Source organism: Frankia sp. RB5, assembly GCF_059816245.1.
The window spans coordinates 51,753-76,484 of record NZ_JCBATA010000036.1 but is presented as its reverse complement, the minus strand read 5'-3'; the positions used below and the strand labels follow the sequence as shown (position 1 = coordinate 76,484).

Sequence of the window (24,732 nt, the reverse complement as noted above, 5' to 3'; positions counted from 1 at the left end):
CCCCCCCCCCCCCCCCCCCCCCCCCCCCCCCCCCCCCCCCCCCCCCCCCCCCCCCCCCCCTTTTTTCACCGACCCCGCCCCCACCTACATCTACACGCTAGCAGACACTCTTCCCCTACCCGCCGCTCTTCCGATCTCCGGCCGGCGCGACGGCCGCCCGTGGGGTCTCGCCCGTGCGGGCCGGTGCCGCCGACGCCGCGGATGCCGCCGGGGCGGCCGCGGGCCGGGCGGCGGGGACGCCGCGACCGGGTGTTGCCGCGGCGCCGGGCCGGGCGGCGGTGGTGTTGGTGCCGAGGCGCCGGCCGGTGTTGCGCGGCAGGGCACTGACCCGGGTCGCGGCCGTGCGCCGCGGCGGCTGTGGCTCCGGTCGACGGTTCGCCGCGGCGACCTCGGCCGGTTCGGGCCGGGCCAACTCGGCTGGGGCGGCGGGTTCGCCCGCCTCCGCATCCGCCGCCCAGGTCTGGTCGGCCACGAACTCGTCGCCCGTGCCGCCCGCCGCCTCGCCGGCGAAGGCCGCCGCCTCGCCAGCGAAGGCCGCGGCCACGTCGGCGCCGAGGTCGTCGCCGTCCTCGGCCGCCTGGCCGTCCGCGCTCGCGCTGCCGGGAACAGCGGCCTGCCCGCCGATGGCGGGCGACAGGGCGGGCCCGACGGGCGTCTCGATGCCGGGCTGCCCGCCGTGGGCCGGCGGCGACGCGGGGTGGGAGAGGGCCGGGCCGTCGCCCGGAGCGCCGCTCGAGGCGCCTGCCCCCGGCAGGGCACCGCCGACCGCTGGGGACCCGCCGAAGACGGCGGAGCCGACGGTGGTCTGAGGACGGGCGGGCATGGGCGGCTCGACCGGGAGCCCCGCCGCGGCGGGGGTGGGGGCCGGGCCGGGCTGCGGTGCATGATCCGGCGTGAACTCCGGCGCGTGGGCAGGGTCGAGATCCGGCGCGGGCACCGTCCGGAAGACGCCGGGACGCGCCGGCGGGGCGCCGCTGGGCTGGTTCGCCGCCGGGTAGGGAATGCCGGGGAATGCCGCGGGCTGCGGGTAGGAGCGCGCGGCCGGCCTGTCCGGGAACGCCGGGGGCGGGGCGGCGGTCACCGGGGGATAAGAGGCCAGTGGGGCCTGGTCGGGCACCAGCGTCAGCGCCGGTCCCGCCGGCCGCCCGGCGGGGGGCGCCAGCGCGGCGGGCATGGCCGGCGGCGCCGGGACGGCGGCGGGTTCGGCGCTCTCCGGAGCGACGAGTGCTCGGGCGGCGTCGTCGTGCGGGCGGACCCGGCGCACGACCGGATCCCAGGTCCAGCGGGCGCAACGGCTCTCGGAGGTGAGCTGGACCAGCCAGATGCCGTCCACGCGGCGCCAGGCGTCCCACTGCGCGGCGGCCGGGTTGTCCTGGGCGACGACCAGGCGCGCGTCGACGACCTCGCCCAGTGGCCGGCCGGGCACCCCGCCGGGGTCCTTGGGCAGCAGCGCGGCACGGGCCTCCTGGACGACGCGGGCGCGCTCGGCCAGAACCGGGCCCTCGTACCGCTCCACCCGCTCCACCGGGATCCCGGCGGCGCGGGCGACCTCGGCGGCCGTCTCCCCGGCCCGCAGCCGGGCCTGGATCTCCCGCGGCGTCAGCGCGCTCTCCGTGCGCACCTCGCTGCGGCGCACCCCGCGCAGGGCGGCCCGGAGCCGGTCGTCCACCGGCACTCGGAACTGCTCGCCGTCGGTCCGCCCGGCCGCGTCCGCGAGCACGAGGTAGCCGCCGTCCTCGCTGAGTGCGATCGCCCGCAGCTCACGCATGGCGCCTCCTGTTCTCTCGAAGCCATACCGTGCCCGTCGCCGTGCCGCGCGACGCGCGTGACGCGCTCCGGCGGACGAACCCGCGGGCAGGTTGACATGACGCACCCGAACCCGCCTTCGGTACGTGCGTCCCGGTAGATGACAGCCTGCCATCGATGCGGCCGCTCCGGTGGCTGTCGGCGGACGACACGCGCAGTCTGACCGAGTCGGGCCTGTCCGGTCGGGCCGCGCAAGGCCGGATCGTCCTAGGGACGCCGCCCGCCCGGCGGCCGCGTGGCGGGGCCGCGCCGGCGGGCGGCCCGGGTGGCCGGGCGGGGCCGGCCCTGGTCGCCGAGACCCGCGAGCGCGGCACCGACGATCCCCGCCTCGTTCTGCAGCTGGGCGGGCACCACCCGGGTGCGCACCTCGAGCTGGTCGAGGAACTTGTCGGCCTTCCTGCTGACGCCGCCGCCGATGATGATCAGGTCCGGCCAGAGCAGGGCCTCCAGCGTGCCGAGGTAGCGCGACACCCGCTTGGCCCACTTGTCCCAGGACAGGTCCTCGCGCTCCCGGGCGGCGTCGGACGCCTTCGTCTCGGCGTCGTGTCCGTGCACCTCGAGGTGGCCGAGCTCGGTGTTCGGCACGAGCTGGCCGTGCAGGAACAGGGCGGTGCCGATGCCGGTGCCGAAGGTCGTCATGACCACCAGGCCGGCGACGTCGCGACCGGCACCGAAGGCCAGCTCGGCGAGACCGGCCGCGTCCGCGTCGTTGACGGTCGTGATGTCCGCCGCACTCGGCGCCGCCGCGGGCGGCACCGGCACGGAAGGGACGGCGGGGCCCGGGGCGCCGAGCGCGGCCGACAGCAACGCGACCGTGTCCGTCCCGATCCAGGACGGCGCGATGTTCGCGGCCGTGAGGGCGATCCCGTTCTTCACCACCGCGGGCAGCGCCACCCCGACCGGGCCGGACCAGCCGAAATGGTTCACCACCTCGGCGATGGTGTCGGCGACGGCGGCCGGCTCGGCCGGCTGCGGGGTGGGGATGCGCAGCCGAGGCGCGGCCAGCGAGCCGTCCTCGATGTTGACCGGAGCGCCCTTGATGCCGCTTCCTCCGACGTCAACCCCGAAGACCTGCATGGCCGAAGTCCTCCCCGCGCCGATGTAGCCGCCTGTGCCGTTGGGGCCGGGACACGCGCCCGCGCCGTCGGCCCGCGGTCCGCGCACGGCTCCGTGGCCGCGGCGTGCTCGCGCGACCGGGGCCGGTCCCCTGACCGCCGAGCACTAAGTCTCGCAGGCATGGCGACCCTGGTGGCGCCCACCCGTCCCCGCGGGCGCTCGGCGGCGCGCGACGCCGCCGCCGGGGAGCCTGTCCCGGATGCGGACTCCGGACCCGGATGATGGGAGCCGGTCGGCTCTATACGCTTGGAGGGTGAGTCTGGTTGACACCTACGGGCGGGTCGCGACCGACCTGCGGGTGTCGCTGACCGACCGCTGCAACCTGCGCTGCTCCTACTGCATGCCCCCCGAGGGACTGCCCTGGCTGCCATCGGAACGGCTGCTGACGGACGACGAGGTGGTGCGCCTGGTCGGCATCGCGGTGCGCGCACTCGGCGTCACCGAGGTCCGCCTCACCGGCGGTGAACCCACCCTGCGGCCCGGTCTCGCGGCACTGGTCGCCCGGCTCGCCGCGCTGCGGCCGCGACCGGCGCTGTCACTGACCACCAACGGGCTGTCGCTCGCCCGGCTGGCCGCGCCCCTGCGTGCCGCCGGACTGGACCGGGTCAACGTCTCGCTGGACACGACGGACCCCGAGCGGTTCGCCCGCCTCACCCACCGTGACCGGCTCGGGGATGTGCTGGCCGGGCTGCGGGCCGCCGCCGCCAGCGGGCTGGTGCCGGTCAAGGTCAATGCCGTGCTCCTGCGGGACGTCAACGACGACGAGGCGCCCCGGCTGCTGCGGTGGGCGCTCGGCGAGGGCTACGAGCTGCGGTTCATCGAGCAGATGCCGCTGGACGCCCAGCACGGCTGGCAGCGCTCGTCGATGGTGTCCGCCCCGGAGATCCTCGCCGCGCTGCGGGCCGAGTTCGCCCTGCGAGCGGTGCCCGGGCGGGGCAGCGCGCCGGCCGAGCTGTTCGAGGTCGACGGCGGCCCGGGCCGGGTCGGTGTGATCGGCTCCGTGTCGGCACCGTTCTGCGCGGCGTGCGACCGGGTCCGGCTGACCGCCGACGGCCAGGTGCGGACCTGCCTGTTCGCCCGCGAGGAGAGCGACCTGCGCGCGGCCCTGCGCGCCGGCGCCGGTGACGAGCGGATCGCCGAGCTGTGGCGGACGGCGATGTGGGGCAAACGCGCCGGGCACGGCATCGACGATCCGGCGTTCCGCCAGCCGCGGCGGCCAATGTCGGCGATCGGCGGATGACCGGCCGGCCCGACCCGGCGGCCGGACACCCGCGCTGGAGTGCCCTGGTGCTGGCGGGCGGCGCGGCCCGCCGGCTCGGCGGGCAGGACAAGCCCGCTGTCGTGGTGGGTGGCGTCACCCTGCTGGAACGGGTGCTCGCGGCGACGGCTGGAGCCGAGCGGCGAGTGGTCGTCGGCCCGCGGCGCGCGCTGCCCGCAGGCACGGGCGCAGGCGCGGACGCAGGCGCGGACGCAGGCGTCGGCGCCGTGGCCGCGAGAGGTGCTGACACGCGTGGTGCCGACGCGGCCGGAACCGGTGTGGTGTGGTGGCGGCAGGAGGATCCGCCCGGCGGCGGCCCGGTCGCGGCGATCGCCGCCGGGCTGGACGCGGTGAGCACCGCGTATGTCGCCGTGCTCGCTGCCGACCTGCCATTTCTGGGCCGCCAGGAGATCGACGCGCTGCTCGCGGCCGCCGCGCGCCCGGCGATCGAGGTCGCCGTCCTCGTCGACCCGAGCGGCCGCCGTCAGTATCTCGCCGCGCTCTGGCGCACGTCTCGGCTGCGCGCGGCCCTGCCCGCCGAACCGACCGGGCAGCCGGTGCGGCTGCTGTTCGACGGCAGGGCGGTGGCCGAGGTCCCGGCGGATGCCCGGGCCATCCTGGACTGCGACGAGCCCGGGGACGTGGAGCGGGCGCGCCGGTGGGTCGGCGCGCCGTGGCCCGCCGCGCACGTCGCGGCGTCGGTGAGGGATGCGATCGGGTCACGTGACGCGCCGGGCCCGCCTGCCGGGACGGCGTCGCGTGGCGTGGCGATGGCGCACGATGGGACGGTGCCCTCCGCCGCTGACCCGCCCGTTGATCGTCCGTCGGCGCCGATGGGCCCCGATCCGGCTTCCGCGTCCGGTGCGCCGGCGGGGCCCGGCGGTGTGCTCGACCGCTGGGTCGCCGAGGTCTGCGCCGAGCTGGGTCTGGACTCGTCCGCCCTCGACGTGACCGACCTGCTCGATCTCACCCGCGAGGTCGCCCACGGGGTGGCCCGGCCCGCGGCGCCGCTGACCGCGTTCCTGGTGGGTCTCGGCGCCGGCGGGGACCCGGCGGCCGTGCGCGCGGCGGCGGATGCCGTGCGCGGCCTGCTCGCCCGCCGCGATCAGCCCATCCGGCCGGGCCCGGCCTCGTCGAGGTAGCCGCGCATGTCGATCGCCATCGTGCGCACCGCGTCCTGGTCCGGCTCGTCGTAGGCCTCGTCCTGACCGCTGGCGCGGGCGTAGCCGAAGGTGAGCCGGGGCAGCACCTGGGTCGGGGTGTCGAGCCCGCCATCCCACTCCGGCTCGTCGCCGGTGAAGGCGGCGGGGCCCGAGGGCAGGTCGTCCGCACCGGGGGAGGCGGTCACGATCGCCCAGTCGACCACCCCGAGCACGACGATCACTCCGAGTGCGGGCAGTGCCGCGATCGGGTTCCACGCCGTGAGCCCGACCAGCGAGAAGACCGCGACCACCGTGATGGCGCCGACGAAGTGACGGCGTCCGGGGCGTAGCGCCGGAACCTTGCGACCCCGCCGATAGTGCGCCATACCGACAGTGTGCCCCACGGGGGGCACATCTCCGGGCGTGACGTTGTCCGCGGGTGATCGTCCCGGGTCCCCTGCGCGCCTGCGTACAGACCTGGCTCGTGTCCTGGTGTGGTCGGTGGGCCGCGGCGGTGGTGCGTCCGATCGTTTCGTCCGCGACGATCGAGGTCGCGACGGATCGAGGTCGCCGCGGGATCAGGGACGGACGGCGCCGTCGGTTCGTGAGGCGGGGCGGGGTCGTGGGTGATGCGTGGGGTCGTGTGGGGAGCGGGGTGCTCGCCCGCGAGGGGTGAGAGCGGGCGGGCGATGCCGGGCCGGGTTCGGCGGTCTCCGTCGTGGGTATCGGTGCGGAGATCCGGCTCGGTGGGCGCGGGCTGGTCGTACGGCGCTCGGATGCGGGATCTGGCAGTGCGTTACCGGACGACCGGCGACCTGTCGGTGGCCGACAACGGAGGGTACGGAGCCTCACTCTTTCCGGTGAAGGTTGTGCATGCGGGCCGCCATCTGGGCCACACTTTTCAGGAATGCGATGGACCATGGCCCGACGCCGCACCATGTGTTCGACCTCGCGAGGCTGGAGGTTTGCCGTGGAGGCTCGACGTCGGACGATCCGTCCGCGCCGAAGGTCCGTTCCGGGCACCCTGCTGCTGCTCAGCGTAGTGGCGGTGATGCTTCTGGCGGGCGGCTGCGGCTCGCCCAGTTACGAATATGTGACGAACAAGAAGGACGGCGCCTTCCTGCGGGTTCCGAATGACTGGAATCACCGGGAGATGCCCGGCCCGGCGCTGTTCGGGATCGACGCCCGCACCGTCAGCCCCGAGATGCTGCAGGGGCTGATGTCGCGGGAATGGGTCGTCGGCATCGACGCGGGCACGCGCTTCGACGACACCCGCCTGCTCGTGCCGGACGCGCCCCAGCCCAAGGGGTTCGTGCAGGTCCGCCACCTGCTCCCCGAGGAGGCGAACGCGGTCTCCACGAACGACCTGCGCAACTTCGTGCTGTCCGTGGACGACGCGGCGGCCGCCCAGGAGAAGGCCGTGCGGGAAAACCCGTATGGCGCCCGCCTGGCTCCGAACTTCCTGCTGCTGATGGACGAGACGCTGCGCAAGAAGGACGGCGTGCACGGCGTCCACCTCGTCTACCAGGTGCGGACCGATGCCGGGCTGGTCACCATCGACCAGACCAGCCTGCTCGATACCTCGCAGACAGTCCTGTATCAGCTCATTCTCGCGTGCTCGTCGCTGTGTTACGCCCAGCACGGGCAGCAGATTGGCGATGTGGCGCGGTCCTTCACCATCGAGCCGACCGACCGAGGGCAGTAGGGATGGGCCTGATGAACCACGCGGACGGGATGGCCGACGGCCTCGACCCGATGGGGGACACCGGTTCCGGCGGCGGCCAGGGCAGTGGCGGCGGCCGGGGCAGTGGCGGCGGCCCGGCCCCCGGCACCGGTCCGGCTTCGGATTCCACTGCGACGCGGACCGCGTCACCGCCGCGACGCGGCGGCGGTGACGCCCGCCCGCGCCGCCGGCCGCAGCCGCTGTGGGACCGGGCGAAGTTCCTGCTCCTGCTCGGTGCGGTGTTCCTGTTCGTGGTGGCCGCGGACGTCTCCGGCGATCCGCTGATGACGTGGTCCGACGCCCTGCGCATCCAGTCCCGCAAGAGCGCCTGGGTGCTCGTGCTGCTGGGCCTGGAGGTGGTTCGCCAGCTGCACATGTTCGTCGGCGAGCGCTGGTCGGGCTACCACGTGTTCTGGACCGACCGGGTGTTCGGCCGGGCGGAGCGGCGGATCCTGCGCCTGAACGACTGGAACCGGTATCGGCTCAGCCGCGCCGCCAAGTGGATCGTCGGGCTGGCGCTCGCGCTGTTCGTCTACGCCCGGCTGTCGCACACCTCCGTGTTCGACGCGCTGGTGCAGGTGCCGAGCGACCTGTGGCGGGCCGTCCCGGTGGTGCTGCAGATCGTGCTGCTGATGGTGCTCGTCGTCGGTCAGTTCGTGGTGATGTTCTGGTTCCTGTCCAAGGGCGGCGTCGACACGTACTTTCCCGAGGACATCACCACCCGTTTCGCCGACGTCTGGGGTCAGGACCACGTTGTCAGCCGGGTGAAGGAGAACGTCTTCTACCTGGAGCGCCCGGAGGAGATCGAGAGCCGGGGCGGCTATGTGCCCGGCGGCATCCTGCTGTGGGGCCCGCCCGGGACCGGCAAGACGCTGATCGCCGAGGCGGTCGCCGGCGAGACGGGCAAACCATTCGTCTTCGTCGATCCGGGTGCTTTCTCGGCGATGTTCATCGGCGTCGGCATCCTCAAGGTGAAGTCGTTGTTCCGCAAGCTGCGTAAGCTCGCGCTGCGGTACGGCGGCGTGATCGTCTTTTTCGACGAGGCGGACACGCTGGGCAGCCGCGGCGCGCTCGGGGGCGGTTTCGGCAACGGCCTCGGCGGCAGTGGGGCTGGCGGCAGTGGGGCTGGCGCCAGCGGCGCCGGCGGCAGTGGGATCGGCGGCCGTGGCATCGCCAGGAGTGGCTTCGCCGGCAACGGATTCGCCGAGGCGGACGACCCTTGCAACGGCATGTCCTACCTCAGCGAGGCGGCACGCACGGAGATCCTCCGGGGGCAGGCGCGCGAGCAGTTCGTCGTCGGCGGTGGTGGCGGTGCCGGGTTCGATGGCACCCTGCAGGCCCTGCTGACCGAGATGTCCGGGTTGAAGAAGCCGCGCGGCTTCCTCAACCGGGTGGTGCGCCGCACGCTGGGCATGCGGCCGAAGCCGCCGCCCAAGTACCGGATCCTGGTGATGATGGCGACGAACATGCCGCAGTCGCTGGACGAGGCGCTGCTGCGGCCGGGTCGCATCGACCGTCAGTACAAGGTGGGCTATCCCAGCAAGCAGGGCCGTATCCGCACCTTCGAGGGTTATCTCGCGAAGGTGCGTCACGAGCTGACCCCGGACCAGATCGACCGGCTGGCGGTGATGAGCCCGGAGGCGACCGGCGCGACCATCAAGGACACCGTCAACGAGGCGCTCGTCCAGGCCGTCAAGGACGATCGGGAGATCATCACCTGGAAGGACATGCTGCGCGCACGGGTGATCAAGGAGTACGGCCTGCCGGACGACCATGAGCACATCGAGCGGGAGCGGCACAGCATCGCCCTGCACGAGGCCTGCCATGCCGTGGTCGCCTATCGGATGCAGCGCGGCCGGATGATCGACCTGGCCACCATCGAGCGGCGCGGTGGCGTTGGCGGGTTCGTGGCCCACGTCGCGGTCGAGGACAGCATGTTCATGTGGAAGTCGGAGATCGAGATCCAGGTGATGGTCTCGCTGGCCTCGCTCGTCGGCGAACGGATGTTCTTCGAGGGCGACAACACCGTCGGCGTCGGCGGCGACCTGCGCAGCGCGACGATACTCGTCGCGAACTACATGTCGTCGGCGGCGATCGGCGAGACGCTGGCATCCCGGCTGTTTCTGCTCGAGCAGCAGATGGGCAACCTGTCCCTCGACTCCGACCGCCCCTTCGGGGAGCAGATCGAGGCGAAGCTGCGGGAGCTGTACGAGCGCACCGAGGCCGTGCTGACCGCCAACCGCCGGGAGATCCTCGCGCTCACGCACGCCCTGGAGACCCACAAGACGATCACAGGTGAGGACGTCGAGGCCATCATGGAGGGCACCAGCGGGCCCACCCTGGATGGCAGCCGCTACTACGAGCCCGACTTCCTCCCGCTGGCGGAACGCTTTCACACGGAGGCCATGCGGGCCCATCGAGGCCAGGTCCGCCAGCTGCACACTCTGCCCGATCTCGGCCGCGTCGCGGCGAGGGAGCCGGCCGCGGGCACCCCGCCGGCCGGGGCATCCACGGCCAGCGCGTCCTCGACCCGCGAGACGACCGCGCCCTCCTCCCCGGAACAGCCGGACGACTAGGTCGTGTCTCGAGTTGTGATCTTCGCAGTCGGTTGCCGCGGGGGTCGTGGCAGCGTTCTGGCCACGTCACGGCGGCTCGTGTCGCCAGTCAGGTGACCCCCACGGCACTCGGGCGGCGCGGGTGACAGGCGGGCACGTGGGGGTGGACAGAGTCTCACGAACGCGGCTGGACAGATCGCAACTCCCGATGCGGCCTGGCCCGGAGCCGAAACCGGTTGGACGGGCGGGCTAGGCGGACCGGCGGGGGCTCAGGGCGTAGGCCGCCGCGGCGAGGGCGGCGCCGGCGGCGAGCATGAGGCCGGCACGGGCCCCGAAGGTCTGGGCGACCCAGCCGGCGATGGGCCCGCCGACCGGCGTCGTGCCGAGGAACGCGACCGACCACAGGGCCATCACCCGTCCGCGCATGGCCGGGTCGGCGGCGAGCTGGACGGTCGCGTTTCCGGTGGAGATGAACGCGACGCTCGCCGCGCCGACCAGCACCAGCATCGCGATCTCCAGCGGCAGCGTCGGCGCCGCGGCCGCGGCCAGCAGCACGATGCCGAATCCGGCGGCGATCACCCCGAGCGGGCGCACCCCGAAGCGCCGGCGCCGCGCCACCAGCAGCCCGCCCGCCACCGCGCCGGCGCCCATGGCCGACGTGAGCATGCTGTAGGTCGTCGCCGTGCCCCCGAAGGTGTGCCGGGCGACCAGCGGCAACACGACCTGGAACTCGTAGGACAGCGCCCCGATCACCAGCATCATGAGCAGCGGAACGCGCAGCGCCGGGGTCCGCCAGACGTAGCGGAGGCCCTCTCGCAGCTGGCCGGGTGCCCGCCGGGTCATCGGCCGCGCGTGCAGGGCGGCGGTGTCGATGCGGCGCAGGGCGATCAGCACCGCGCCGAACGACGCCGCGTTGAGCAGGAAGCACCCCGCCGTGCCGACGGCGAGGATGAGCAGGCCGGCGAGGGCGGGGCCGACGATGCGGGCCGCGTTCACCGTCACCGAGTTCAGCGTGATCGCGTTGGGCAGAACGTCCGAGCCGACCATCTCCTGGACGAAGCTCTGCCGAGCCGGGTTGTCCACGGCGTTGCACAGGCCGATGAGCGCGGCGGTCACCGCCACCATCCACAGCCGCGCGGTGCCGGTCAGGTCCAGCACGCCGAGCGCGAGGGCGGCGAGCCCGGAGCCGGTCTGAGTGATCATCAGCAGCTGGCGCCGGTCGGTCCGGTCGGCGATCAGGCCACCGTACGGGCCGAAAAGCAGCACCGGGAGGAACTGGGCGGCCGTCACCAGGCCGAGGGCCGTGCCGGACGCGCCGAGCGACAGGACGAGCCACCCCAGCGCGATTGTCTGCATCCAGGTGCCGCACAGCGACACGATCTGGCCGCTGAGGAACAGGCGGAAGTTGCGGATCCGCAGGGCGGCGAACGTGCCGTCGCCCGGTGCGGGCCGGGGGGTCGTGGATCCGCCGACGGCGACCGGGGCGGGTTCGGGGATGAGGACGGGCGCGGCGGCGGTCGGTGGTGACGGCGGTGTCGTATCGGTCCGGGGAACCGGGGTCGCTTCGTCCGCCTGCAGGGTCATGCATGCACCTCCATCACGTGGAACGCATGGAGGCGGACTGTTATTTCGCCTTGCTAAGGATGACGTTGAGCATGGACGGTCACGCAGGCGAGCCGCGGGTTGGCAGCGGGCTTCACGTGATCTAGTATCCGAACTGGTGTTCGATTCATGTGTCGCCCCGGTACGGCGCATCGGTGCGGGAGGAGCTGATCGTGATCGATGTCGAGTCGTTGCTGGCGGGGGTCGTCGCGCCCGATGTCGACGAGCTGCCCGACGCGGAAGTCGCATTGATGGTCGTCGAGGTCCGCCGCCTGGTGGACGCCACCGACGCGCTGTGGAGCCGGCTGCTCGCCGAGTTCGACCGCCGCGAGCTGTGGCGGCTCGACGGCGCGCGCTCGGCGGCCGCCTGGCTGCGCCGGGAATGCCGGCTGGTGCATCCCACGACGGCCACCGCGCTCGTGGTGGCACGGGCGGCGCGGGCGCTGCCCGCCTCCGGCGCGGCCTTCCGCGCCGGGAACATCAGCTTCGAGCACCTGCGGGCCATCGCGCCCGCGGCCACGCCGCAGCGGCGCGAGGTCGCGCTGCGCGCCGACCCGATCTTCGCCCGTGCCGCAGTGTGGATGAACCCGCGGCAGATGGGCAACGTCGTGCGCACCTGGCTGCAGCTGGCGGGCGAGTGAGGCGGTCCGTCGCCGCGCCGCGACCGGCCCGGGCGGGCTCCCGGCCGCGCCCCGGGGTCAGGGGGCGCGCGGGGCTGTGGAAGGCCGCCCGGGCGGCGGGTCGGTGGTTGCGGCTACAGCGGGATGTTGCCGTGGACGTTCTTGTGCGGGCGGGCCTCGGCGAGCGCGCCGGCGAGCGCCGAGGCGACGGCGGCGCGGGTCGCGGCTGGGGTGACGACGGCGTCGACCACGCCGAGCTCCACCGCACGGTCGATGCCGCCGACGGTGCGGATGTGCTCCTCGGTCAGCTCCGCGAGGACGCTGGGCCGGCGCTGTGCCGGCACCTCGGCGAGCTTGCGGCGGTGCAGGATGCCGACGGCCGCCTCCGCGCCCATGACGGCGACCTGCGCGGTCGGCCAGGCGAAGACGGCGGTGGCGCCCAGCGAGCTGGCGTTCATCGCGATGTACGCGCCGCCGTACGCCTTGCGGGTCACCACGGTCACCCGCGGGACGCTGCACTCCGCGAACGCGTAGAGCAGCTTCGCTCCGCGGCGCACGACGCCCTCCCACTCCTGGCCGACGCCAGGCAGGTAGCCGGGCACGTCCACCAGGACGACGAGCGGCACGCCGAACGAGTCGCACATGCGCACGAAGCGGGACGCCTTCTCCGCGGAGGTCGCGTCGAGGCAGCCGCCGCGCCGCAGCGGGTTGTTCGCGACGACGCCGACGGTGCGCCCGCCGAGGCGGCCGAGCGACGTGACGATGTTCGGCGCCCACTTCGGGTGCAGCTCGATGCCCTCCTCGTCGAGGACGGCGTTCACCAGCGGGCGCACGTCGTAGGCGCGCCGCGGGTTCTCCGGCAGCAGTTCGGCGAGCTCGCGGCTGGCGACCTGGCCGATGTCGCGCTGGTCGGCGAGCAGCACCGTGATCGCCCGGGTCCGCTCCATCGCGGCGTCCTCGGAGTCGCACGTCACGTGCACGACGCCGCTGCGCTTGGAGTGCACCTCGGGGCCGCCGAGGCTGTCGGCGGTGCACTCCTCGCCGGTGACCGAGCGAACCACGTCCGGGCCGGTCACGAAGACCTTCGCCTCGGGGCCCATGATGACGATGTCGGTCAGCGCCGGGCCGTAGGCGGCACCGCCGGCGGCGGCACCGAGGACCAGCGAGAGCTGGGGGACGCGGCCGGAGGCGCGCACAGTCGCGGCGAAGATCCGGCCGACTCCGTCGAGCGAGGCGACACCTTCCTGCAGGCGAGCCCCACCGGAGTGCCAGATGCCGACCACCGGGCAGCCCAGCCGGACGGCCGACTCGATGGCGTGGACGATGCGGGCGCAGCCGTCGCGCCCCATCGCGCCGCCCTGGATGGTCGGATCGGTCGCGAAGGCGACGACCTCGTTGCCGTCGACGAGGCCCTGACCTGCGACGACCCCGGACGTGTCGGCAGCGGCGAACAGGGACAGGGTGTCGTTGTCGAAGAACCGGGCGAGCCGAGCCTCGGGCGTGCGCGGGTCGACTCGGTCGAGTGTGGACAGACTCACCGTGCGTCTCCTTGCCTGAACGGCGTCGGACTGGATCGGCGGGGGTTTGTACGCGTCCCCCGAGGGGGCGCGCCGACTTCCGACCGCGACCCGGTCCGGCGACCACGGGCACCCGCCATGGTTGCGGGCGCGGCCGTGGCGGCGGTGGGGCGGCCGGCGTCACGGCGGTGTGTTGGTGACGTTCCTAGCGGTTCACTGCTGTGGTGTACAGCACTTGTAGTGCCATGGTGCCGATTGGCGCGGGTGCGTCCGGGTGCCACCCGTACCGGTGTCGTGCGCAGCCGGTGTCCGGCCGGTGGGCCGGGTCGGGGCTGGTGCCGGGCGGCGTGCGCCGCCCGGCCGCCTGGGCCGTCAGGAGGTGAAGGCCAGGCACACGTCGTGGCCGCCGAACCCGAACGAGTTCGACAGGGCCGCGCCCGTGCCGATCGTGCGGTTGTCGACCACCGCGACATCGAGCGCGATCTCGTCGTCGAGCGCGTCGAGGTTGCGGGTAGCCGGGACGACGCGCCCGCGCAGCGCGAGGATGCTGGCCACGGCCTCCAGCGCACCGGCGGCACCGAGCAGGTGGCCGGTCATCGACTTCGTCGACGTCACCACGACCTCGTCGAGGTGGTCGCCGAGCGCGTCGCGCAGTGCCACCGCCTCCGCCAGGTCCCCCGCCGGCGTCGAGGTGGCGTGGGCATTGATGTGGATGATGTCCGTCGCCTCCAGGGAGGCGGAGCGCAGGGCCGCTCGTACGGCCCGCGCCGCGCCGGCGCCGCTCGGGTCGGGCGCGGCGACGTGGTAGGCGTCCGAGCTGATTCCGGCGCCGGCCAGCACGCCGTGCACCCGCGCGCCGCGGGCGGCGGCGTGCTCGGCGGCCTCGAGGACCAGGATCGCCGCGCCCTCGCCGAGCACGAAGCCGTCGCGCGCCTTGTCGAACGGGCGGGAGGCCGTCTCCGGCGTGTCGTTGCGGCGGGACAGCGCCTGCATCTGCGCGAAACCGGCGATCGGAAGTGCTGCGATGGCCGCCTCGGTGCCGCCGGCGATCACCACGTCGGCGCGGCCGGCGCGGATGATGTCCAGCGCGAGGGCGATCGCCTCCGAACCGGAGGCGCAGGCGCTCACCGGCGCGTGCACGCCGGCCTTCGCGCCGAACGCCAGGCCCACGGTGCTCGCCGGGCCGTTGGGCATGAGCATGGGCACCAGGTGCGGCGAGACCCGCCGGGGGCCCTTCTCCCGCAGCACGTCGTGCTGGGTGAGAAGGGTGATCACCCCGCCGATCCCGGACGCCACACAGGCCGCGAGGCGTTCCTGGTCGACCTCGGGCGAGCCGGCGTCCGCCCATGCCTCCCGCGCGGCGACCAGTGCCATCTGCTGGCTGCGGTCGAGGGTCCGGGCCTCCACGCGGCCGAGCGGGGGCTCGACCGCGAGGGGAGCGGCGATGTGAACCGGGAGTTGCTCGATCCAGTCCTCGGTGATCCGCCGAACGCCGGAGCGGCCGGAGAGCAGCCCCTCCCACGTCGTGGCGACATCGCCACCGAGGGGAGTGATTGCCCCGAGGCCGGTGACGACAACCTGCCTGGGGGTCGTGGTCACGCGGCCACGCCTGCCCGCTGGATGTACGACACCGCGTCGCCGACGGTCTTGAGCGACTTCACGTCGTCGTCCGGGATCTTGACCGAGAACTTCTCCTCGGCCGCGACGACCACCTCGACCATGGACAGCGAGTCCACGTCCAGGTCGTCGATGAAGGTCTTCTCGGCGGTGACGTCAGCCGGGTCGACGCCCGCGACCTCTTCGAGGATGGCGGCGAGACCGGCGAGGATGTCCTGGGACACTGTGCTTCCTCCTGTGGGAGCTGAGCGGGTGATGGGGATGCCGCGCGCGGTCAGGCGACCGCGGTGGGCCTTCGCCGGGATGCTGGCACCGGGGGCAGGGGAGAGATGGTCACGGGCAGCGCACGACCTGACCGCAGTAGGTCAGCCCGGCGCCGAAGCCGAACAGCAGCACGGGGTCGCCGCGGCGGATCTCGCCGGCGTCGACCAGCCGGGCGAGTCCCAGCGGAATACTCGCGGCGGAGGTGTTGCCCGAGTCGACGACGTCACGGGCGATGACGGCGTTCGTGGCGCCGATGCCCGTGGCGAGTGCCTCGACGATCCGCAGGTTGGCCTGGTGCGGAACGATACCCGCGAGCTCCGCCGGCGCCACGCCGGCCCGCTCGCAGATCTGCCGCACCATCGGCACCAGGGAGATGGCCCACCGGAAGACGGCCTGGCCCTCCATGCGGAACATGTTGTCGCCATAGCCGGCCACGCGGATGACCTCCGGCCGCGAGCCGTCGTGGCCCCAGACAGCCGGCCCGATCTCGTCGGTCTCCGCGGGGCCCACCACGGTCGCTCCCGCGCCGTCGGCGAGCAGGATGCAGGTACCGCGATCGTCCCAGTCGGTGTAGTCGGAGAGTCGTTCGCTGGCCACCACCAGGACGTGCCGCACGCTGCCGGCGCGCACCATGTCGGCGGCCACCGAGACCGCGTAGCTGAAGCCGGCGCAGGCGCCGTTGAGGTCGAACGCCCCGGCCCGGCCAGCGCCGACCCGGTGGGCGATCTGCGGCCCGGCCCCGGGGATCTGCGACGGCGACGTGCACGTGGCGCTGATCACCAGGTCCATCGCGTCGGCCGTCAGGCCCGCGGAGGCGAGTGCCTTCTCCGCGGCCACCGTGCCCATGGCGACGGTGGTCTCCTCGTCGTCGGCGATCCGCCGCGTCGCGATGCCGGTGCGGGACCGGATCCACTCGTCCGACGTGTCGACTCGCTGCGCGATCTCGTCGTTGGTCACGACCCGCGCTGGGCGGTAGACGCCGAGGCCGAGGAGCCTCGCACCCGTGGCGCTCATGCCTGGGCCCCGACGAGGGTCTCGTCATCGGCCGGCCTTCGCTGGGCCGGCCCGGCCGGTGGACGGCGCAGGACCTCGGCGTCGAGGTGCTCGGCGATCAGCTCCCGGGCGGCGGGCAGGTCGTCCGGGCTCTTGACCGGGAGGATCTTGGTGCCGGGCAGCTCGCGGCGGGCGATACCGGCGAGGGTGCCGGCCGGCGGTAGCTCGATGACCGCGCTGACGCCGAGCTCCCGCAGCGTCGCGAGACACAGGTCCCAGCGCACCGGCGCGGCGACCTGGGCGACCAGCCGGCGCAGGAGCTCGGCCGGCTCGTCGATCCGGGCGCCGTCGGCGTTCGACAGCGTGGTCACCAGCGGCGCGGCCGGGCGGATGCCGCCGGCGACGGCCGCCAGCGCGTCGCGGGCGGGAGCCATGTGGTGGGTGTGGAAGGCACCGGCGACGGACAGCGGCCGCAGCCGGACGCCGGCCGGCGGTTCCGCCGCGAGCCGGGCGAGATCCGCCGCGGTGCCGGCGGCGACGATCTGGCCGGCGCCGTTGCGGTTCGCCGCGGTCAGGTCGAGTTCGGCCAGTCGGGCGGCCACGGCCTCGGCGTCCCCGCCGAGCAGCGCGGTCATCCCGGTCGCGGCCCGCGCCGAGGCGTCGGCCATCGCGCGGCCCCGCAGCGCCACCAGGACCAGGGCCTCCTCGGCGGACAGCACGCCGGTGAGCACCGCGGCGGTGATCTCCCCGACGCTGTGCCCGGCCAGGACGAGAGACGCGGTCCCGACGGGTGCGGTCACCGGCAGCCCGAGCTGCTCGGCGGCGATCAGACCGCTTGCCACGATCAGGGGCTGGGCGATCGCCGTGTCCCGGATCGTCTCGGCGGGCGCCTCGCAGCCGACGTCCAACAGGTCGATGCCGGCCGCGGCGGAGAACCAGCGCAGCCTGTCCTCGGCCCCGGGGAGAGCGCGCCATGCGCGAAGCTGTCCGGGCGTCTGGGCACCCTGGCCGGGTGCGAGGATCGCGAGCACGTGACTACCTAACCCTTCGGGAGGTCTCCCTGTCGCTGGCGGCCACTCACCGATGTGTCGACCCGGAGTTGTAGGTGGCCTACAAACCGATCCTTGGTCACCGTGTGTTTGTTCCTGCTGTGCGTATCGACCGGAATTCGACTGACTGGCCAGCGAAGTCGCTGGATGTGACCGGTCTCGCATCGGGGTTGAGCGACTTCGGAGCGATAAAGTCGATCAAGATTTACCTGTAGATAACGTACCGTCCAGCCGTCCGAGGACGAGCGCCACATGGAGGATGAAGCGCTCCCGGTGGTCCGCCGGATCGAGCCCGCAGACCTCGGCGGCCTTGCGGAGGCGGTAGCGCACGGTGTTCGTGTGCAGATACAGCGCCCGGGCGGTCGCCTCCAGCGACGAGCCGAAATCAAGGTACGCCCCGGCGGTCTCCAACAGCGGGGTGCCGGCGTCCCGAAGGGGCACGTACACCTCTTGGACCAGCGCCCGGCGGGCGTCGGCGTCGCCGGCCAGCGCCAGCTCTGCCAGCAGGGCCCGGGCGCGGACCGGGCGGGGAGCCGCCGGCCAGGCGGCCACCACGTCGGTCGCCGCGAGCGCGATGCGGGCGGCGCGCGGCGCGCCGGTCAGATCGGGGACCACGGGGCCGACGACCACCGGGCCCGGCCCGCAGGCCGGCATCAGCGCGCGGGCCGCGTCCAGGGAGGTGCGCACCTCACCCGGCCCGGCACCACGGCGGTCGTCGGCGGGCGCGGCGGCCGAGCGGCCCTCGTCGTCGCCGCCGGCGGCAGCGGTCGCGGCTGCCGGGGTGGCGTCGTCGGGGCGGCCGATGTCCTCCCCCGAGAGCGCGAAGTTGCCGCCAACGACCATCACCAGTCGGTCGTGGTGCACGCCGGCGAGCACCTCCAGGCCGGCGATGCGGGCCAGCCGGTGCGCCTCGTCGACCACGACCTCCGGCGCGTCGCTGCCGGCGCGCCCGACGATCACCGTGACGGCGGGTGGATTGCGCCAGCCCACCGCCGCCGCCCGGGACGGCAGCGCCCGGTCGACCTCGCCGCGCACCACGTGGTCGACGACCAGTGCCTCCAGCCGGGCATCCCAGGCGCCGCGCTCCTCGGCGGCGCGCGCGTACACGACGGCGCCGGCGAACGCGATGTCGCGGGAGTAGCGCAGCACGTCCGCGAGCAGGTGCTGCTCCTGATCCGGTCCGGCCAGGTTGGGCACCTCGGCCTCGATCGCCTCCACCGCGACCCGGACCAGATCGACCAGGCGCCGGAAGGTCACCGCCCGCACGAGCTCGCGCGGCGCCACCCGGAAGACGTCCTCCGACAGCTCCCGCGCGTGCTCCGGCCGCCGGCACCACTCGACGAACGAGGAGATGCCGGCCTGCACCACCAGCTGGATCCCGGCCCGATGGCTCGCCGACATGGTGGGGAACCACGGCAGAACCTCCACCATCCGGGCCGCCGCGCGGGAGGCCAGCATCCCGCTGGACAGTTCGACCCGGCGCACGACCTCCTCGCTCGTCCCGCCGGTGTTGTCGAGCTTCGGGATGCGCTGGTCCGGGAAGTCGTCGGTGGGCGGCAGCTGGCCAGGGGCGGCGGTGCCCAGCGCGGGCGTGCGCACCCCCCGGTGCGTGGCCCGGCCGCGGGCTACCCGTCGCCGCCGGGCGGCCGGGCTGTCCCCGTCGGGCGTCTCCTCCCGATCCGCGGCCTCCCGGCGCGCGGACGGTGCCCGCCCTGGCGCCGGCTCCGGTGCCTGCTCTGACACCGGTTGCGCACCGGCGGCCGGCTGCCGGGGGCCGTCCACCGGTTCCGAGGGGTTACCTGCCACGTCCGCCAGCATGCCTCAGGCACGGGCCGGGGACGGAGATTGAGGGATGGGTCGTCGGCGCGCGGCCCCGGGCGGGCGGGAGGCCCTGCACATCTCGCCGGTGGCAGGGGCGATGCTGAGGGGATGCGAGAGGTGAGCATCCAGGGTGACGCGATCCGGCTGGGCCAGTTCCTCAAGCTCGCCGACGTCGTCGAGGCGGGATCGGACGTCAAGGGGCTGCTGACGGGCGGCATGGTGCGGGTCAACGGTGACGTGGAGAACCGCCGCGGACGCCAGCTCGTGCCGGGTGACGAGGTGCAGGTTCCGGGCGAGCAGCTGCGGGTCGGGTGACGGCGCCGCACTGGTGAGGGCTGGTCGGCGCCAGTCAGAGCTGGTCGGAGAACGTGGCCGCCCAGTCGTGCACCTTCGCCACGTACCGCCGGGTCTCGCCGATGTCGGGGATGCCGCCGGCGGCGCGCACCGCGTCCGGCCCGGCGTTGTAGGCGGCGAGGATCAGCGACACGCGGTCGCCGGGCAGGTGGGCGACGAGCTGGGCGAGCTTCGCCTCGTAGGCCGCGGCGGCCGGGATGGCGTCGCGCGGGTCCATCGGATCGGCGACGCCGTCATGGTTGCCGTCGACGCCGAAATCCGCCCAGGTGGACGGCAGGAACTGCATGATCCCGCGGGCGCCGGCACGCGACACCGCCTTCGGGTTGAACTTGCTCTCCACCCGGGCCTGCGCGGCGAGCTGGGCGGCGGTGAGGGTCCCGTAGGCGGTGGCGGCGGCCTGGAACAGCGGGATCAGCTCGTCCGGCACATGGTGGGGGCGCTGCAGGATCCCGCAGCCGGCGGCCAGGGCGAGCGCGAGCAGGGCGGCCGCGACCGGCCGCGCGGGCACCCGCCGGATCATCGGCCTACCGTCCCTCCCCCAGGCCGGCCTAGCCGACGAGTGCTGAGCGCAGTGCCCGCAGGTCGCCGTCGCTGACGCCGGCCTGGCGCGCCCAGGCCGCGGCGCCGCCCCACTCGGCGTCGACGCCTTCGAGGAAGCCGCTCATGACCTCCGGCCGGCAGCTGAGCTGGCCGGGGGTCAGCGGGACCGCCGAGCGGTTGTAGGACGGGCGGTCGGCGAGCCGGGAGTTGACCCGTTCGATCCGCTCGTTGGTCCGGGTGTAGTCGTCGATGATCGCGGCGCGGTCGACCTCGGCGATGCTGAGGATCATCGCGGCGAGCACACCGGTGCGGTCCTTGCCGGCCGCGCAGTGGAACAGCGCGGGGCCCGCGGCCGGATGGGCCAGCACGCGCAGCGCCTGGGCGACGGCGTCCTCGGCCCGGCGCAGGTAGTTCAGGTAGTGCTCGACGCGGTCGGCGGAATCCTGGTCGCGGACGATCGCGGGGTAACGCGGATCGTCCGGCATCACCCACTCGCCCGGCAGGAACGACAGGTGGTGGTAGGCGATGGCCTCGAACTCCAGGGGGCCGCGGCCCTCCCGCAACGCCTCCTCCTTGGCCCGCAGATCGATGACCGTGCGCAGGCCGTAGGTATCCCGCAGCAGGATGACGTCGTCCTCCGTGGCGGTCTGCACCGAGTCGGCGCGCAGGAAGACGCCGTATCGGGTGAGCGAGCCGTCGGCCGTGGGCAGGCCGCCGAGATCGCGAACGTTGTCACAACCCGTCATGGTGAGCCAGCGATCCACGGGTCAGATCCTACGGTCGCGGACCCGCCCACCACAGGCCGATGACGGCGTTTCAATGGACGAATAGCGATTTCGTGGCTGATGGGGCCGCTAGTCGACGCGGGCGTGGCGCTCGGCGGGGACGGCGCCGCGCGGATCGGGCGCGGTGTCGGGCCAGCCCGTGCGGGGCCGTGGCCGGCCGGGTGCGGCGTCGATGGGCCGGGCCGGGACGCCCGCGACGACCTCCGCGGCGCGGATGTCGTCGGTGACCACGGCGCCGGCACCCACGACCGCCCGGTCGCCGACCCGGCGGCGGCCGACGACGCTCGCCTGCGAGCCGATCCACGCCTGGGCACCGACGGCGACGCCGCCGGACAGGCGCGCGCCAGGCGCCATGGTCACGTAGTCGCCGAGCCGGCAGTCGTGCGCCACGCTCGCCGCGACGTCGACGATCACGTGCCGGCCGGTGCGGATGTTCGTCGTGAGGCTGGCCAGAGCGCAGATGACGGTGCCGGGGCCGAGCCGGACGTCGCCGCCGAGGCTCGCCCGCGGATGCACCAGGGTGGCGGGACGGCGGCCGTGCACGGACGCGTGGTGATCGATGCGCGCCCGGGTCGCGGCGTCGCCGTATCCGATGAGGTAGTCGGCGTCGAGCTGGCCGAGCAGGGCCGGGCCGCCAAGCAGCGGTGCGCCGCGGCGGGCGACCGGATCCGGGTCGGCACAGCCGTCGTCGAGGAAGCCGAGGAACGCGTAACGGGCCGGGCCGCCGGCGGCCGCCGCGGCCGCGTTGACCGCCTCTACCACGTCGAGCAGCTCCCGGCCGTGGCCGTCCGCACCCACGATCACCAGGGGACGTGGCTCGTCAGGCACGCGGCGAAACCTAGAACGTCATCTCTATGAGTTCAACTCAACACTCACAGCGGCGGTGCGGCGCCTGAGGTTGATGTGACGTCCGGCGGGTGACGCGGAGTGTGGCGCCACGATTGCGCGTCGCCATCAACTACTATCGGCATCCTTCTGAACTCGAAGGGTGATGAATCGGTGAAGGTAGTCGTGACAGGCGGTGCCGGTTTCATCGGTGCCCACCTGACCAGGGCGCTGCTCGCCGCCGGTGCGGAGGTGGTCGTGATCGACGATCTCAGCACGGGTGCCGTCTCGAACCTCGCGAGCCTGCCCGTCAAGCTGGTCCGGGGCAGCGTGACCGACCGCGAGGTGGTCGAGGAGGCGTGCACGGGGGCGGACAGCATCGTCCACCTGGCCGCGCGGCCCTCGGTGGAACGCTCGCTGCTCGACCCCATGGCGACCCACGCGGTCAACGCGACCGGCACCCTCACGGTGCTCGACGTCGCCCAGCGGGCCGAGACGCACGTCGTCGTCGTCTCCTCCTCGTCGGTGTACGGCGCGGGCGGGACGCTGCCGCGCCCGGAGGACGGGCCCTGCCGGCCGCTGAGCCCGTACGCGGCGTCGAAGCTGGCCGCCGAGGGATACGCGCTGTCCTACCAGGGCGCCTTCGGCCTGCCGGTGCTGGCGGTGCGGCTGTTCAACGTCTTCGGCCCCTACCAGTCGGCCGGGCACGCCTACGCCGCCGTGGTGCCGACGTTCATCGAGGCGGCGCTGGCGGGCCGCCCGCTGACCGTGCACGGCGACGGCCGGCAGACCCGCGACTTCACCTACGTCGCGAGCGTCGCCGAGATGCTCTGCGACGCGGCGAGACGGCGGCTGAGCCATCCCGACCCCGTCAACATCGCCTTCGGTACCAGGACGGACCTGCTCACCGTCATCGGCGAGCTGGAGCGGATCCTCGGCCGGTCGCTCACCGTGCGCCACGACGCGCCGCGCTCCGGTGACGTCCGAGACTCCCAGGCGGCGACAGCGACGATGCGCGCGCTGTTCCCGGACGCCACCGGGATCACTCTCGGCGAGGCACTGGAGGCGACGGTCGCCTGGTACGCGGAGCGGGGGGTGAGCGCGCCGGCCGACCCGCCGGTCAGGACGTGACGCCCCTCGCCGGGTCCGCCGTCGGCTGGCGGGGGATCAGGTCGCGCACGGAGCTGGGGGCGGGTGCGGCGGCGCGGGTGAGGGCGGCCAGCTGGGCCAGCACCGACGCCGGTGCCGCGCCAGGGTCCAGGGCCAGGGTCAGCGCCGGGTCCAGCGCCGGCACCCCCACGTGCGAGATGAGGGGATGATGCGGGCGCCGGTCGGACTCGCCGGTGCCGAACAGCTCCTCGTGCAGCTTCTCGCCGGTGCCGAGCCCGGTGTAGACGATGTCGATCGGCCGTGGCTCGCGGGCGGCGAGCCGGCGGGCGACGTCGGCGATGCGCACCGGCTCGCCCATGTCGAGGACGAGCGCCTCGCCGGGCGCGCCGATGGCGCCGGCCTGCAGGACCAGCTCGACCGCCTCGGGGATCGTCATGAAGTAGCGCGTCACCTCCGGGTGGGTCACGGTGAGCGGCCCACCCGCGGCGAGCTGGCTGGCGAACACGGTGAGCACTGAGCCGTTGCTGCCCAGCACGTTGCCGAAGCGCACGCTGACGAAGGTGCCGTCGGCCTGGCCGGCCAGGTGCGCGGTGAGCCGCTCGGTGATCCGCTTGGAGTAGCCCAGGGCACTGGCGGGGTTCGCGGCCTTGTCGGTGGAGATGTTCACCAGCCGCTCGACGCCGCAGGCGAGCGCGGTGCGCAGGATCGTCAGCGTGCCCCAGACGTTCGTCTTGACCGACTCGCCGGGGAAGCGCTCCAGCAGGGGCAGGTGCTTGAGCGCCGCGGCGTGGAAGACGACCTGCGGGCGGCGCTCGGCGAAGAGCCTGGTCATCAGGTCGAGGTCGCGGATGTCGCCGAGCACGATGGCGTCGTCGTCGAGCATCGCCCGGCCGGAGATCGACAGCTGGACGGCCCGCAGCGCCGACTCGTCCCGGTCCAGCATGATCAGCTCGGCCGGGCCGAAGCGGGCGATCTGGCGGCACAGCTCCGAGCCGATCGACCCGCCGGCACCGGTGACCAGGACCCGGCGGCCCGCCAGGTAGCCCGCGGCGCCGCTCATGTCGGTGCTGATCTGGCGGCGGCCGAGCAGGTCGGCGAGGTCCATGTCGCGGATGTCGCCGACGCCGACCCGGCCGTCGATCAGATCGCCCACCCGCGGCACGACCTTCACGGCGAGCCCGGCGTTCTCGGCGATTCTGCTGATCTCCCGGAGGAGCTCGGCATCGGCGCTCGGGATCGCGACGAGCACCGTCCGGGCGCCGGTGTCGGCCGCGACGGCCCCGATCGCGTCCCGCCCGCCGCGCACCCGCACGCCGGACAGGCGCAGGTTGTACACGTTCGGGTCGTCGTCGAGCAGCGCGACGGGGTAGTAGGGGCTGTCCTGCGAGCGCAGCATCGCCGCGACGACGCTCTCCCCGCCCTGACCGGCGCCGAAGACGAGGATCGGCTCGGCCCGGCTCCGGTCGGGGCGGCGCAGCCGTTCCTCCAGCAGCCGCCACAGGTAGCGGACGCCGAACATGACCACGAGCGTGACGGTGCCGCCCAGCGGGGGCACGCTCAGCGGCATCGGCCGGGGGGAGCCGAACGTGGCGATGACGACGAGCACCCCGACGATCGTCAGCAGCACCGCGACGAGCAGGCCGAGCACCTCCTCGAACCCGCCGAACCGGTAGCGCCCCAGGTACAGGTGCAGCGCGGTGCCCAGGAAGTGGAGCAGGCAGACCGCGAGGGCGCAGATCACCCAGAAGCCGAAGCCGGACAGCGCGCTGAGGGTGTAGTCGAACCGACCGAACTGGGCTGACGTGAGCCCGATGATCATCGCCAGGCTGTCGAGCGCGATGTGCAGCCCCACTCGCTGGCGGAGGTCGAGGCGCGACACGCGCCGTGCGAGGTGCTCAGTCCACCGGCTACCGACCGTGCCGTCTACTCTACGTCTCCACATGAGGCCATAGAGTAAGCGTAACGGAGAGTAAAATAATCGCTACTCATCGGGTATGTTGGGGGGGTCCTCAATGACGGTGAGTGGTCGGGATCT

General features: G+C 73.9%; 21 protein-coding genes. 7 read left to right on the top strand and 14 right to left on the bottom strand.

Annotated elements, in window-relative coordinates:
- Positions 1 to 115 precede the first annotated feature (115 nt).
- Both sepH and AC6EXY_RS19465 read right to left on the bottom strand, forming a co-directional pair.
- The gene (gene sepH, locus AC6EXY_RS19470) at positions 116 to 1,768 is read right to left on the bottom strand and encodes a septation protein SepH (protein WP_499842383.1); all 1,653 of its coding nucleotides are present in this window, start codon (positions 1,766 to 1,768) and stop codon (positions 116 to 118) included.
- A gap of 245 nt (positions 1,769 to 2,013) precedes the next feature.
- The gene (locus tag AC6EXY_RS19465) at positions 2,014 to 2,883 is read right to left on the bottom strand and encodes an ROK family protein (protein WP_101832590.1); all 870 of its coding nucleotides are present in this window, start codon (positions 2,881 to 2,883) and stop codon (positions 2,014 to 2,016) included.
- 292 nt (positions 2,884 to 3,175) lie between these two features.
- Here AC6EXY_RS19465 and moaA point away from each other — a divergent pair, with 292 nt between their 5' ends.
- Together moaA and AC6EXY_RS19455 are read left to right on the top strand one after the other, a co-directional pair.
- Positions 3,176 to 4,162 carry a GTP 3',8-cyclase MoaA gene (moaA, locus tag AC6EXY_RS19460; RefSeq protein WP_101832589.1) on the top strand — a complete coding sequence of 329 codons (987 nt, stop codon included), beginning with the start codon at positions 3,176 to 3,178 and terminating at the stop codon, positions 4,160 to 4,162.
- Positions 4,159 to 5,322: a DUF6457 domain-containing protein gene (locus AC6EXY_RS19455; protein WP_243407672.1), complete on the top strand. Its 1,164-nt coding sequence runs from the start codon at positions 4,159 to 4,161 to the stop codon at positions 5,320 to 5,322. Before moaA ends, AC6EXY_RS19455 begins: the two co-directional genes overlap by 4 nt.
- Here AC6EXY_RS19455 and AC6EXY_RS19450 read toward each other — a convergent pair.
- Positions 5,286 to 5,708: a hypothetical protein gene (locus AC6EXY_RS19450; RefSeq protein WP_101832588.1), complete on the bottom strand. Its 423-nt coding sequence runs from the start codon at positions 5,706 to 5,708 to the stop codon at positions 5,286 to 5,288. The two genes, AC6EXY_RS19455 and AC6EXY_RS19450, sit on opposite strands and share 37 nt — an antisense overlap.
- 665 nt (positions 5,709 to 6,373) lie before the next feature.
- Here AC6EXY_RS19450 and AC6EXY_RS19445 point away from each other — a divergent pair.
- Both AC6EXY_RS19445 and AC6EXY_RS19440 read left to right on the top strand, forming a co-directional pair.
- Positions 6,374 to 7,027 carry a hypothetical protein gene (locus AC6EXY_RS19445; protein WP_101832652.1) on the top strand — a complete coding sequence of 218 codons (654 nt, stop codon included), beginning with the start codon at positions 6,374 to 6,376 and terminating at the stop codon, positions 7,025 to 7,027.
- Between the two features lie 2 nt (positions 7,028 to 7,029).
- Positions 7,030 to 9,621 carry an AAA family ATPase gene (locus tag AC6EXY_RS19440; protein WP_243407670.1) on the top strand — a complete coding sequence of 864 codons (2,592 nt, stop codon included), beginning with the start codon at positions 7,030 to 7,032 and terminating at the stop codon, positions 9,619 to 9,621.
- Between the two features lie 228 nt (positions 9,622 to 9,849).
- Here the strand turns inward: AC6EXY_RS19440 and AC6EXY_RS19435 are convergent, their stop codons facing one another.
- On the bottom strand, positions 9,850 to 11,184 hold the full coding sequence (locus tag AC6EXY_RS19435) for an MFS transporter (RefSeq protein WP_207770358.1): 1,335 nt from the start codon (positions 11,182 to 11,184) through the stop codon (positions 9,850 to 9,852).
- 191 nt (positions 11,185 to 11,375) lie between these two features.
- On the opposite strand from AC6EXY_RS19435, the gene AC6EXY_RS19430 reads away from it, so the two are divergent.
- Positions 11,376 to 11,843, top strand: a complete 468-nt coding sequence (locus tag AC6EXY_RS19430) for a DUF222 domain-containing protein (RefSeq protein WP_101832649.1) — start codon at positions 11,376 to 11,378, stop codon at positions 11,841 to 11,843.
- A gap of 113 nt (positions 11,844 to 11,956) precedes the next feature.
- Here the strand turns inward: AC6EXY_RS19430 and AC6EXY_RS19425 are convergent, their stop codons facing one another.
- The 6 genes from AC6EXY_RS19425 to AC6EXY_RS19400 form a co-directional block, all read right to left on the bottom strand.
- Positions 11,957 to 13,360, bottom strand: coding sequence for an acyl-CoA carboxylase subunit beta (locus tag AC6EXY_RS19425; protein WP_101832587.1), 1,404 nt, complete (start codon positions 13,358 to 13,360; stop codon positions 11,957 to 11,959).
- Between the two features lie 351 nt (positions 13,361 to 13,711).
- Positions 13,712 to 14,938: a beta-ketoacyl-ACP synthase II gene (fabF, locus tag AC6EXY_RS19420; protein ID WP_101832586.1), complete on the bottom strand. Its 1,227-nt coding sequence runs from the start codon at positions 14,936 to 14,938 to the stop codon at positions 13,712 to 13,714.
- Positions 14,935 to 15,180 carry an acyl carrier protein gene (locus AC6EXY_RS19415; RefSeq protein ID WP_101832585.1) on the bottom strand — a complete coding sequence of 82 codons (246 nt, stop codon included), beginning with the start codon at positions 15,178 to 15,180 and terminating at the stop codon, positions 14,935 to 14,937. Before AC6EXY_RS19415 ends, fabF begins: the two co-directional genes overlap by 4 nt.
- A 109-nt stretch (positions 15,181 to 15,289) precedes the next feature.
- Positions 15,290 to 16,234 (bottom strand): beta-ketoacyl-ACP synthase III, encoded by a 945-nt coding sequence (locus AC6EXY_RS19410; RefSeq protein ID WP_101832584.1) that lies wholly within the window; start codon positions 16,232 to 16,234, stop codon positions 15,290 to 15,292.
- Positions 16,231 to 17,244 carry an ACP S-malonyltransferase gene (locus AC6EXY_RS19405; protein WP_101832583.1) on the bottom strand — a complete coding sequence of 338 codons (1,014 nt, stop codon included), beginning with the start codon at positions 17,242 to 17,244 and terminating at the stop codon, positions 16,231 to 16,233. Before AC6EXY_RS19405 ends, AC6EXY_RS19410 begins: the two co-directional genes overlap by 4 nt.
- Before the next feature lie 216 nt (positions 17,245 to 17,460).
- Positions 17,461 to 19,080 (bottom strand): PucR family transcriptional regulator, encoded by a 1,620-nt coding sequence (locus AC6EXY_RS19400; protein WP_499817689.1) that lies wholly within the window; start codon positions 19,078 to 19,080, stop codon positions 17,461 to 17,463.
- 111 nt (positions 19,081 to 19,191) lie between these two features.
- On the opposite strand from AC6EXY_RS19400, the gene AC6EXY_RS19395 reads away from it, so the two are divergent.
- A complete protein-coding gene (locus tag AC6EXY_RS19395) occupies positions 19,192 to 19,398 on the top strand; it encodes an RNA-binding S4 domain-containing protein (RefSeq protein ID WP_207770357.1) in 207 nt (68 codons plus the stop codon).
- A gap of 34 nt (positions 19,399 to 19,432) precedes the next feature.
- On the opposite strand, the gene AC6EXY_RS19390 is transcribed toward AC6EXY_RS19395, so the two are convergent.
- From AC6EXY_RS19390 to AC6EXY_RS19380, 3 genes are all read right to left on the bottom strand, one after another.
- Positions 19,433 to 19,957, bottom strand: coding sequence for a lytic transglycosylase domain-containing protein (locus AC6EXY_RS19390; RefSeq protein ID WP_101832581.1), 525 nt, complete (start codon positions 19,955 to 19,957; stop codon positions 19,433 to 19,435).
- A gap of 28 nt (positions 19,958 to 19,985) precedes the next feature.
- The gene (locus AC6EXY_RS19385) at positions 19,986 to 20,723 is read right to left on the bottom strand and encodes a tyrosine-protein phosphatase (RefSeq protein ID WP_423748101.1); all 738 of its coding nucleotides are present in this window, start codon (positions 20,721 to 20,723) and stop codon (positions 19,986 to 19,988) included.
- Between the two features lie 108 nt (positions 20,724 to 20,831).
- Positions 20,832 to 21,590, bottom strand: coding sequence for an acetyltransferase (locus tag AC6EXY_RS19380; RefSeq protein ID WP_101832579.1), 759 nt, complete (start codon positions 21,588 to 21,590; stop codon positions 20,832 to 20,834).
- A gap of 171 nt (positions 21,591 to 21,761) precedes the next feature.
- Here AC6EXY_RS19380 and AC6EXY_RS19375 point away from each other — a divergent pair, with 171 nt between their 5' ends.
- The gene (locus AC6EXY_RS19375) at positions 21,762 to 22,718 is read left to right on the top strand and encodes an NAD-dependent epimerase/dehydratase family protein (RefSeq protein WP_101832578.1); all 957 of its coding nucleotides are present in this window, start codon (positions 21,762 to 21,764) and stop codon (positions 22,716 to 22,718) included.
- On the opposite strand, the gene AC6EXY_RS19370 is transcribed toward AC6EXY_RS19375, so the two are convergent.
- Positions 22,708 to 24,639, bottom strand: a complete 1,932-nt coding sequence (locus AC6EXY_RS19370) for a polysaccharide biosynthesis protein (protein ID WP_499817688.1) — start codon at positions 24,637 to 24,639, stop codon at positions 22,708 to 22,710. The two genes, AC6EXY_RS19375 and AC6EXY_RS19370, sit on opposite strands and share 11 nt — an antisense overlap.
- Positions 24,640 to 24,732: the final 93 nt, after the last annotated feature.

Coding starts and splice junctions, on each gene's coding strand:
- sepH (WP_499842383.1), bottom strand. CDS start 1,768: ATGCGTGAGCTGCGGGCGATCGCACTCAGCGAGGACGGCGGCTACCTC.
- AC6EXY_RS19465 (WP_101832590.1), bottom strand. CDS start 2,883: ATGCAGGTCTTCGGGGTTGACGTCGGAGGAAGCGGCATCAAGGGCGCT.
- AC6EXY_RS19455 (WP_243407672.1), top strand. CDS start 4,159: ATGACCGGCCGGCCCGACCCGGCGGCCGGACACCCGCGCTGGAGTGCC.
- AC6EXY_RS19450 (WP_101832588.1), bottom strand. CDS start 5,708: ATGGCGCACTATCGGCGGGGTCGCAAGGTTCCGGCGCTACGCCCCGGA.
- AC6EXY_RS19445 (WP_101832652.1), top strand. CDS start 6,374: ATGCTTCTGGCGGGCGGCTGCGGCTCGCCCAGTTACGAATATGTGACG.
- AC6EXY_RS19440 (WP_243407670.1), top strand. CDS start 7,030: ATGGGCCTGATGAACCACGCGGACGGGATGGCCGACGGCCTCGACCCG.
- AC6EXY_RS19435 (WP_207770358.1), bottom strand. CDS start 11,184: ATGACCCTGCAGGCGGACGAAGCGACCCCGGTTCCCCGGACCGATACG.
- AC6EXY_RS19410 (WP_101832584.1), bottom strand. CDS start 16,234: ATGAGCGCCACGGGTGCGAGGCTCCTCGGCCTCGGCGTCTACCGCCCA.
- AC6EXY_RS19400 (WP_499817689.1), bottom strand. CDS start 19,080: ATGCTGGCGGACGTGGCAGGTAACCCCTCGGAACCGGTGGACGGCCCC.
- AC6EXY_RS19395 (WP_207770357.1), top strand. CDS start 19,192: ATGCGAGAGGTGAGCATCCAGGGTGACGCGATCCGGCTGGGCCAGTTC.
- AC6EXY_RS19390 (WP_101832581.1), bottom strand. CDS start 19,957: ATGATCCGGCGGGTGCCCGCGCGGCCGGTCGCGGCCGCCCTGCTCGCG.
- AC6EXY_RS19385 (WP_423748101.1), bottom strand. CDS start 20,723: ATGACGGGTTGTGACAACGTTCGCGATCTCGGCGGCCTGCCCACGGCC.
- AC6EXY_RS19370 (WP_499817688.1), bottom strand. CDS start 24,639: ATGTGGAGACGTAGAGTAGACGGCACGGTCGGTAGCCGGTGGACTGAG.